Source organism: Hyella patelloides LEGE 07179, assembly GCF_900659865.1.
Taxonomy (GTDB): Bacteria; Cyanobacteriota; Cyanobacteriia; order Cyanobacteriales; family Xenococcaceae; genus Hyella; species Hyella patelloides.
In genome coordinates, this window is the sequence record NZ_LR214073.1 from 1 (window position 1) to 7998 (window position 7998).

The window sequence follows — 7998 nt, forward strand, 5'->3', positions numbered from 1 at the left end:
ATGATTGGTTACAAGAACATTCTGAAAATACTAATGTTCGCTCCCAATATTTAGGATTGATCGAGCGACACGGAACGCCAGAACAGATAATAAATATTCTGACTACAACAAATGATTGGTTAGAAACACATCCTGAGAATACTAATGTTCGCTCCCAATATTTAGGATTGATCGAGCGACACGGAACGCCAGAACAGATAATAAATATTCTGACTACAACAAATGATTGGTTAGAAACGCATCCTGAAGATACTAGGGTTCGAGAAAAATATTTAGATTTAGTACAACAATGTGGCACAGAAAAGCAAAAAGAAAAAGCAATTTATGTTATTACCGATTGGTTAGAAAGCCATACTAAAGATAACAATATTCGAGTAAAATATTTATCATTGGTTGGAAGAGAATCAAAGCTAGTTGAAGATATTCAATTGATTATTAATACTCAATGGAAATGGATAGAGCAGAAAAATAAGATAGAGCAATGTTTATGGAATGCTTTTCTTCCCGTAGTACACCATCATGTAAAGAATAATTCTCAATTTATACAGCAAATATCTCAATTAGCACTAAAACAGTATCCTAATAATCATACAATAGCTTGCTCTATTTTTTACTTTCAAGATTATTTAGAAATAGAAACTTGTTATAAATTAGCCGATTTTATTGCTGATTCTGACTTACCAAAACGTAAATGGCATAGTAAAGTTTTGGTAGCTAATTTTTTCCGAGAATATGAAGATCTGGATAAGGCAGAAAAAATTTATCTCAGAACTATTAACAACAGTAGATACTGTATTGACGAGTTTGGCTACGATCTAGAAGATACATACAATTTTGCTTGTTTAAATTACGCTCGACTGCTTATTTGGAAAAGACCTTCGCAGTGGAAAAAAGCAATGGATCGATATTTAGAACCATTACTAAAAATAAAAAAAACACACTCTTTAGCTCATCTTTATTTAGCTCAGTGCCATATAGAAAAAATTAAAAATTATAAACAAACTAGAAGTAATGTTTATAATCCTATTATTCATCATTTCAGGCAAGCTATAAAGTATCAAGAAGATTCATCAGAAAACTCTAAGTACGAATATGAATTTGGTACTTTTTACTGGAAAATAGTCGAAAATATTATGCAAGCGCGTCAGCATTTTAATCTATCTATTGGATATCGAGATAATTTACCTGCTTGTGTTTCTTTGGCAGAATTAGAATTAGAAGCTAGTAACAACAATAAAGCTCAAAAATATATCGAACAAGGATTAGCAATAAAAATGATAACTAGAACCGAACAAGAAGAAAAGCAAAAGTTAATGACACAAATTATAAATATCAAGCAACAATTAGAGAAAAATATTAATTGACAATAATGAATCGTTTAAATATTTTATTCGTCTGTTCTAAAAATAAATGGCGTAGTCCTACAGCAGAAACAATCTATCGTCATGATATAAGGTTAAATGTGCGCTCTGCGGGAACGAGTGCTAGTGCAATAAAACGTATTTCAGAAAAGAATATTAATTGGGCTGATTTAATTTTAGTAATGGAAAACAAACATAAAAAAAGAATAATTAGTGAATATAACTATCTTGAATTACCACAAATTATTGTATTAGATATTCCTGATGATTATCAATATATGGATCGAGAATTAATATCAATTATTGAAACCAGTCTAGAAGATATTTTAAACAATATTACTAATCTTGAGTAACAAGTAATTACGCTGTGTAGGTTTTTTTAGATTGTTTTTGGTACAATTATTCTAATCTCATCATATAGATAATATTAAAACAGCTAGCATCAAATAATGAGTAACCCAATTATACAAACAGACATAGCAGAATTACTCAATAAGTTAGATAAGCGATTAGAAAAAATAGATGAACGTCTCAATAAGTTAGAAGTAGGTCAGGCTGAAATTAAAGTAAAAGTAGAAAACGTAGATAAAACAACAAGCGCTCTTAAAGATACTCAAAAAACACTGACTACTGATGTAGTAGACCTTAAAGGAACAAAGTCTTTAATTATTCCTATTATAGTAGCAGTTACTACCAGTATTCTAACTTTAGTTATTAGAGCAATACCTATTAATTAAACTATTAAAATTAATGGCTATGTATTGTGAATCAAGAAAAGAAAATTTTTCTTATTATATAGATAAATATACTTTAAGATATCCATCTTTTCCTAATTCACATTAGACATTAATCATTAATCATTAATTATAATTTTTCCGATCATTCCTGCTTCAGTATGACCTGCAACAGAGCAATGTAATTCGTATTTCCCTGATTTCATTGGTGTTAAAACCCATTCTGCTGTTGAACCAGGTTTTAATTCTAATTCGTGAATTGCTCCTTTAATTTCTACTTTTCCTGCTTCGACTTTTCTCGTCCAACTAGCATCAGCAAAATCTTTAGAAGTAAAGTAATGTTTTGTGGGACTAGGATTATCTAAAAGTAATTTATACTGTTGACCTGTTTCAAATTGCAGCGAACTCGGAAAGAACCTTAATTCTCCTTGACTATTGCCTAAACTAACTTTAATTTCTTTAATCTGGGAATTAGCTAAAGCTGTTGGGATGACTAAGAAGCTATGACAAATGACTATCATAAATAATACGGTTATTATTTGCCAGAGCTTACGGTGAAAACATTGCTTGATTAGATTCATGGTATTGAAAATAGCAACTGTATAGTTAACTACGATTATAATTTTGTCTGAATTCCCAGAAAAACAATTTTTATCAATTCATTTGTTATGGTTTATAAAAATATATAAAGTTAAGTAAATTAATTTTACATACTTTGAATTCAATTACGAACTTAGTAGGAAAAACTAACCATTTTCACCCAAATCGGTCACAATAAACCCAATAGCAAGAATTATTAAGATTAGTCATTTGTTTATGAACGATCTCCCTTTAGGTTCAGTTATTCAAGGTTCGTTAACTAAAGGCTTAGAAGTTAGATTGTATCCCGATGTCTCTGTAGAGGATATGCGAGTCGGCAAGTTTTTAGTTGTCCAAGGGGTTAGGTCACGATTTTTCTGCTTATTAACTGATGTTAGCTTAGGTACAGCAAGCGATCGCATTTTAGCAAATCCCCCTGCAATTGAAGATAGTTTTTTACGAGATGTTTTAGCAGGCAGTGGCACTTATGGCACAATTGAGATTGCACCGATGTTAATGTTTACCCCCACTGCTACAGCAGAGGAGAGAAAGGAAAGTTTTTCTGTAGAGGAGACTAATAATAAGTTAGCTTCTTTGGGTTTTGATACTAATAGTGAATTGCAACTATTACCAGTAAAAACTATTCCCACTCATTTTAGTCCCGTTTACGAAGCTACAGAGAGGGATTTTCGCTCGGTATTTGGTTGGGAAGATGACCCCCATCGACGTAATTTTGCTATTGGTGAACCTCTGGATATGGATGTTCCTATCTGTATCGATTTAGATCGCTTTGTCGAACGTAGTAATGGTATCTTTGGTAAGTCTGGAACAGGAAAGTCTTTTTTAACTCGTCTATTACTTTCAGGAGTAATTAAAAAAGGTGCTGCGGTTAACTTGATGTTTGATATGCATTCGGAGTATGGCTGGGAAGCCATGAAGGAAGGAAAGCAAGTCAGCACTGTTAAAGGTTTACGTCAGCTATTTCCTGGACAGGTAGATATCTATACTCTCGACCCCGAATCAACTAAACGTCGTGGTGTTAGGGATGCTCAAGAATTATATTTAAGTTACGACCAAATCGAAATCGAAGACTTAAAATTAGTTGCTAGAGAATTGGGACTTTCCGACGCTGCGATCGATAATGCTAATATTCTCTTTAATGAATATGGCAGACAGTGGATTGTCCGTTTGCTGAATATGACCAATGAAGACATCAAACTTTTCTGTGAGTCAAAACAAGGACATCCAGGCTCTATTATGTCTTTGCAACGAAAACTACTCCGCTTTGATACTCTCAAGTATATTCGTTCAGCTTGTCCCCACAACTATATAGATCAATTAATTCAAAGACTGGATGCGGGAAAAAATATCATTATCGAATTTGGCTCGCAATCGAATATGCTTTCCTATATGTTGGCAACTAACATGATTACCCGACGCATCCATGCTAGTTATGTTAAAAAAGCCGATCAATTCTTACAAACTAAAAATCCTTTAGACCGACCTAACCAATTAGTGATTACTATTGAAGAGGCGCATCGCTTTTTAGACCCAGGTATTGTCAATCAAACTATCTTTGGTACTATCGCTAGAGAAATGCGAAAATACTTTGTAACTCTTCTCGTAGTCGATCAACGACCTTCGGGAATTGATAACGAAGTCATGTCTCAAATCGGGACGCGGGTAACTTGTTTACTCAACGATGAAAAAGATATTGATGCTATCTTTACAGGGGTTTCAGGGGGTCAAAATCTCAGATCGGTTTTAGCCAAACTCGATTCAAAACAACAGGCTTTAGTTTTAGGTCATGCTGTACCTATGCCAGTAGTAGTCAGAACTCGCGCTTATGATGCCCAATTTTATAAGGAAATTGGCATTCTTGATTGGGAAGAAGAAGATGATGGAGCAGTATTTGCTGCTGCTGAATTAGCCAAAGCCGATTTAGGATTCTAGACGGATGTTACACTAAATCAGTATATATAGTATTTCCAATATTCAATATAGATTATTTAGGTTATGATAAATAGAAGTTACTAAAAGGAGAGAAAAGTTAGGTCTTTAGCGACTTGTTTCTGTTCAAGTTGTCCCAAGGCTCTATTGAAGACTTACCTTTCATAAACTTCTCCTTTAGTATTTTTCTCAACAAGCTATTAAACTTTAATAAAATACACTTGATGTGAATTAGCTTCGTTGAGAGTTGACTAGTTCGTAGCTATCAGCTCGCTTGCTATAAGCTATAAGCTTGAAAGAATTAACCAGAAAAAGTCCCTCGGTGTAGTTTTTCATTGTGCGATTGTTTAACTAAAACTCGAACAGCCTTAGTTTCATAGTTCCAGCTATTTAAAACGCAGTTTTAATTCACATTAGACGTCAAATAAAAATACAAAAAATTGGAGACTAAATTAATCCAATTTATTTTGCCACCCTAGTTTTTTTCACAGCTACTGCAATAGGCTTCTTTTGTTAATATTTCCAGATGCAATATCAGACCAATTCCTGATAGATTTTGATACTTTGTTACTCTAACTGATTCCAGGTTGAGGAGGTCGGTTAGTAACTTTGCCTTTGATGCTAATGTCATTTCTTGATAATTATTATTTTGTACCAATAATTATCTAACTTGAAGTAACAATTTACTCGGACTCTAACTTATCTATATTAGTCTTTTACCTTAAAATATACTTAAGTTATTTGTTCGATTATTTAATTTATTAACTTACTATTTAGCATATTATGAACTGAAGAGTCATAATTTTTTAGGTGAATTTGCTAGTTAATTATTTTCGTGGCTCTACTGCTTGCAAACTATATTTTAATCTTTACAATTAAGTGATTAATAGTTTTTAACTATAACTAATTATTTATTTTTTTATTTTATAAAGTAAAGTTGAAACTCTAGTATATTCATGTACCAATATTATAATATCTTTGATGATGATTTATTAAATGATGAACCAACATCAACTAGGAATTTGATAACAGAATCGGGTTTGGGACTTAATAGTTTTATTCCTGATGAAGCTGATTTTCTTGTAATTGAAGATATTAATTCTGATTCTTTGAATAATAGCGATCGCGAAATTTATGACGCACCAGCTATTGAAAATGAACTTACTGAGTTTACGACTACTGAAAATGTAGAATCAAGTTTTACTATACCAGAAAATACTTTTAGCGACGATCTCGGTAATGGTCTTACTTATAGTGCCACTTTAGCTAATGATACGGTCTTACCTGATTGGATTCAATTCGACCCAACTAATCGTACTTTTACTTTTAATGCTGCGACAGAAAATATTGGCAGTTACCAACTAAAAGTTATTAGTTATTCTAGAAAAATATCATTGTAGTCAATAATTTGGTTTTATGAAAGTAATTAAACTATTTATTGTAAGCATTGCTTGTTTATCGATCGGCGGTTGTCAAATTGATTTATCAAAACAATGTTTTAATCTACAACCAGGTGATAGCAATTCATTTGGAGCTTCTTTAGCTATGAGTGATAATTACCTAGCTGTGGGCGACCCAAAAGCTAATCGTGTAGTTATTTATAGTCGGAATGATCGTGGTAAATGGTTTCGATCAAAAAATGTTTTACCTCCAAAGGATTCTGCTGCATACAAATTTGGTTCTGGATTTGGTTTTGATGTTTCTTTGGATCAATATACCTTAGTAATTGGTTCTTTTACAAAGTACACAAAAAAAGAAGTGAATAGCTCAAAAGATTTGCAGCAGAGTTTTAGTAATTCATTCGCGGAAGCAGTTTATCAAACAAAACTGGATCGAGAAATAAAAGTAGATCGTATTGATGCTATAAACAAGGAGGTAATTTTTGGTTCTTTAGTAGATGCTGATTTAGAAAAACAATTTTTTCTGACATCGCAAAAAGAACAAATACAACAAGGGAAAAGTATTGTAAATGTATTGTTTGATGGAAATATAATTCGCATATCAGAACCGAAAAACAATCAAAATAGAGGATTTGGTTTTGATATTGCAATTAACAATAATTTACTTTTAGTTGCAGCACCATCAATTAATAAAGAAGGAGGTGCATGGTTATTTGACTTAGATAATTTGAAAAAAGAGACAGAGTTACTATCTGCTCCTAATGTTCTTTTGGGAACAACTATTGCAATTTCCGACCAATTTGCTGTGGTTGGTGAAAGTTTACCTAACAGAGTTACCGCAATCAGTAGTTCATCATCGAAAACAATGATTAAAGCTTTAAAAAGTAACAACACAATGTTTATCGATGGTTATGGAACACTATCTTTAGATGGAAATATTTTAACAAGAATGCATCATGCAATAGCAGGCACTAATGATAGTACTTTTCTCGAAATATTTTATCTATATGAAAACGCCCAACCTCGTTTGATTAAGAAACAAAAAAATGTAAGTCATGCTTTAGTCAAGAATAATCTTCTCACAACTATTCAAAATACTAATACTGGAAAAAAGCTATGCATTAAGCCAGTTATTTGAAATATAGTGTAAAACCCTTTTCTAATTTCATTTATCACCACAGATACCATTCTTTTTCCTGCTAATTACGATCAACCAGATCAGCAGGATGCAAACAACGACATTGCGCTACTTACTCTAAGTTCTGATAATACATTGCTTAATGAGGACGAAGTTATCGGAATTATGGCATTTGTCGATCCAAGAGACGCAATAAATTTTAAAATTAGTACCGCAGGATATCCTTTTGTAAATTCTTCAATACCAGGTAAGTACTTAAACTATTTGAAATGACTGACTATAATTGAAAAATGCGATCGCGAGCAAACTATAATTTTTCCACAGTCTTTTTTGCTCACCCTTTTTTGGCTAGGAAGCATCAAGCTTCTGCTCGCTATTTTCAAGATCGCAGACATGGTCAAATTCTTTGATTTTTATCAATAACTGTAGAGCGTTGTTTTTACTCACGTAATTTGCTGAGCCTAATAGCTTGAATGCTATCGTCATTCCAATAATTATCTATAGCTTTGGCATAATATTTGGTGGCTTTTGTTTGGTATGGCAATACTATGATGTCTCCTATTTTTACCCACACAGTAGTTGTCAGAGTAGCAAATTGACCAGATTCAACGAAATTAACCAAATAATCAACACCCTTTTCTAAATTTTGGAAATCATGGGTTTGGGATTTCTGAAATTTTAAGTTTTCAATTGTATTGACAAAAAACATTAGACCTCTTGCAAAAGTCTAATAAAAAAGAGATAAATAGGTCAGTAAGAAGAAAAACTATGACCTATAAAAAAGTAAAACATCTAAGAGATCGGGAGTTTAAACGCCTCTGCGGAGTGAGAAAAGA

General features: G+C 32.5%; 8 protein-coding genes. 6 read left to right on the plus strand and 2 right to left on the minus strand.

The features are described 5' to 3' along the window. The 3 genes from H1P_RS36675 to H1P_RS28835 all read left to right on the plus strand — a co-directional run. Positions 1-1364, plus strand: a 1364-nt coding sequence (locus H1P_RS36675; RefSeq protein WP_186376203.1) for a tetratricopeptide repeat protein, incomplete at its 5' end; no start/stop codon positions are given. Positions 1365-1369: 5 nt separating this feature from the next. Further along, the gene (locus H1P_RS28830; RefSeq protein WP_144874224.1) at positions 1370-1714 is read left to right on the plus strand and encodes a low molecular weight protein tyrosine phosphatase family protein; all 345 of its coding nucleotides are present in this window, start codon (positions 1370-1372) and stop codon (positions 1712-1714) included. Between the two features lie 96 nt (positions 1715-1810). Next, complete coding sequence (locus tag H1P_RS28835) at positions 1811-2098, plus strand: hypothetical protein (RefSeq protein WP_144874226.1); 288 nt, start codon at positions 1811-1813, stop codon at positions 2096-2098. A gap of 116 nt (positions 2099-2214) precedes the next feature. Here H1P_RS28835 and H1P_RS28840 read toward each other — a convergent pair whose 3' ends face one another. After that, the gene (locus H1P_RS28840; protein WP_246142002.1) at positions 2215-2616 is read right to left on the minus strand and encodes a cupredoxin domain-containing protein; all 402 of its coding nucleotides are present in this window, start codon (positions 2614-2616) and stop codon (positions 2215-2217) included. Positions 2617-2911: 295 nt separating this feature from the next. Here H1P_RS28840 and H1P_RS28845 point away from each other — a divergent pair, with 295 nt between their 5' ends. The 3 genes from H1P_RS28845 to H1P_RS28855 all read left to right on the plus strand — a co-directional run bounded on the left by H1P_RS28845 (position 2912) and on the right by H1P_RS28855 (position 7162). Then, a complete protein-coding gene (locus H1P_RS28845; RefSeq protein WP_144874230.1) occupies positions 2912-4627 on the plus strand; it encodes a helicase HerA domain-containing protein in 1716 nt (571 codons plus the stop codon). Between the two features lie 953 nt (positions 4628-5580). Next, entirely contained in the window at positions 5581-6024 is a 444-nt protein-coding gene (locus H1P_RS28850; RefSeq protein ID WP_144874232.1) for a putative Ig domain-containing protein, read from the plus strand. 16 nt (positions 6025-6040) lie between these two features. Then, positions 6041-7162: a hypothetical protein gene (locus H1P_RS28855; protein ID WP_144874234.1), complete on the plus strand. Its 1122-nt coding sequence runs from the start codon at positions 6041-6043 to the stop codon at positions 7160-7162. A gap of 439 nt (positions 7163-7601) precedes the next feature. On the opposite strand, the gene H1P_RS28860 is transcribed toward H1P_RS28855, so the two are convergent. After that, on the minus strand, positions 7602-7871 hold the full coding sequence (locus H1P_RS28860) for a hypothetical protein (protein ID WP_144874236.1): 270 nt from the start codon (positions 7869-7871) through the stop codon (positions 7602-7604). Positions 7872-7998 lie beyond the last annotated feature (127 nt).